Source organism: Pseudomonas sp. Ant30-3, from assembly GCF_000690905.1.
GTDB lineage: Bacteria > Pseudomonadota > Gammaproteobacteria > Pseudomonadales > Pseudomonadaceae > Aquipseudomonas.
Genome location: NZ_JMCL01000201.1, coordinates 1 through 1,785, shown reverse-complemented (window position 1 = coordinate 1,785; position 1,785 = coordinate 1). Strand labels below are relative to the sequence as shown.

Sequence of the window (1,785 nt, the reverse complement as noted above, 5' to 3'; positions counted from 1 at the left end):
GAGGGAGCTTGCTCCCGTCCGGCTGCGCAGCAGTCGTAGACCGGCCAATCAGGGATCAGATAGAACTCGTTAGCCTGGTTTTGGGCCTGCTTCGCAGCCCAGCGGGAGCAAGCTCCCTCGCCACAGGGGTTAAAGCGATTTCTGCTTGAACGCCGACGCTGCGATCGCCCATTGCCCCAACCAATAACTGAGGATTATCACGTAGGGCGCAGCATGAAACGGCGCAACAAAGCGGTCGATGCCGATCACACTGTCGGAAAATACAAATGCCAGTGCGCCCGCCGCTGCCAGCCACGCTGAGCGCTTCGGCACGTCGGTGCCCAGCCGTGCCAGCGCGCGCCAGAGCATTGCGCTGATCGCCACTGCGTAAACAATCACCGGAACCAGCAATGGGCCGAGGTCATTGGCAATCAGGATGCCCAGCAATAAGGTCCCGACACCGGAAGCGATTATCAGCGGTAGCAGAGCAAGGTTCCGGCAATCACTCAAATACGCCTTCAGATAAGCCAGATGAGCGACCAGAAACGCTCCCAGCCCGAAGACGAATAAATCCCCCGGCCACGCCAGTAACACGTCACCCAGCAGGGAAAAGATCAGGCCGAGGCTGATCCAGCGCCGGTAATCGCTAGGCGGCGCGTCGTGCAACCAACCGAGCAATGCCAGCACCGGCAGCGGCTTTACCAGCAGGCAAAGCAGCGCGGCGTGCACGGTCAGGCCGTAGACAAAAGTCACCGCGCCCATCAACGCCAGGATCAGCCATCCCACGATCAGTTCACCGAAATGGCACAGTCGAATGTATCAACCGGCAACACTTCTGGCGCCCACGGTTGCTGCGAGGTCAGGCGCAAACGACCGGTACCGGGGGCGAATGCCTGAAAGCGCCAGGTGGAAACCCCGGCAGCACCGACGACGCCGGCATCTTCCGGGTTGCGATAAACCTCGGGCCCCAAAGCATGCAGCACGCCACCGGCCGAATCTTGAATGGCCCAGCGATAGCCCGTGGTCGGGTTGCTCGGCAGGGTCAGGATCAGGTTCTGACCGTTGTGCATCTTCAACGGGCACGCGCTCTGTTTTTCCACGGTCAGGTTTTGTTTCGATTGCGAGGCACAGCCTGCCAGCAAGACGAGGGCGAGGGGGACCAGCAGGCGGGTGGGGGACATGGGATCAGCGGCTCCGGATGTTCACGACGAACGGCGAGCATAACCGAAGATGAGACAAATTGTGACGGCACCTTGGTCAGGGGTGACCGCGCAGACGCCATCGCGGGCAAGCCCGGCTCCCACGGGGATTGGCGGTGGTGGCCGTGCCCGTTTCAACTGTAGGAGCGAGCCTGCTCGCGAAAGCGGTGGGTCAGCCAATAATCAAAGCCTGATAAACCGCCGTCGCGGGCAAGCCCGGCTCCCACAGGGATTGGCGGTGGTGGCCGTGCCCGTTTCAACTGTAGGAGCGAGCCTGCTCGCGAAAGTGATGGGTCAGCCAGTAAACCAGAGCCTGACAAGCCGCCATCGCGGGCAAGCCCGGCTCCCACAGGGATTGGCAGCGCGTTTCAACTGTAGGAGCGAGCCTGCTCGCGAAAGTGATGGGTCAGCCAATAATCAAGCCTGACAAACCGCCATCGCGGGCAAGCCCGGCTCCCACAGGGATTGGCAGCGCGTTTCAACTGTAGGAGCGAGCCTGCTCGCGAAAGTGTCGGGTCAGCCATCAAATCAGAGCCTGATAAACCGCCATCGCGGGCAAGCCCGGCTCCCACGGGGATTGGCGGTGGGGGCCGTGCCCGTTTCAACT

At 61.7% G+C, this 1,785-nt stretch carries 2 protein-coding genes; both read right to left on the bottom strand.

Annotated elements, in window-relative coordinates:
* Positions 1–129: 129 nt before the first annotated feature.
* The gene (locus DU29_RS0128795; RefSeq protein WP_028624791.1) at positions 130–765 is read right to left on the bottom strand and encodes a lysoplasmalogenase; all 636 of its coding nucleotides are present in this window, start codon (positions 763–765) and stop codon (positions 130–132) included.
* A gap of 2 nt (positions 766–767) precedes the next feature.
* Complete coding sequence (locus tag DU29_RS0128790; RefSeq protein WP_028624790.1) at positions 768–1,160, bottom strand: protease inhibitor I42 family protein; 393 nt, start codon at positions 1,158–1,160, stop codon at positions 768–770.
* Positions 1,161–1,785: the final 625 nt, after the last annotated feature.

Bases quoted from the DNA above. Each gene is read 5' to 3' on its own strand.
- DU29_RS0128790 (WP_028624790.1), bottom strand. From the start codon at position 1,160: ATGTCCCCCACCCGCCTGCTGGTCCCCCTCGCCCTCGTCTTGCTGGCA.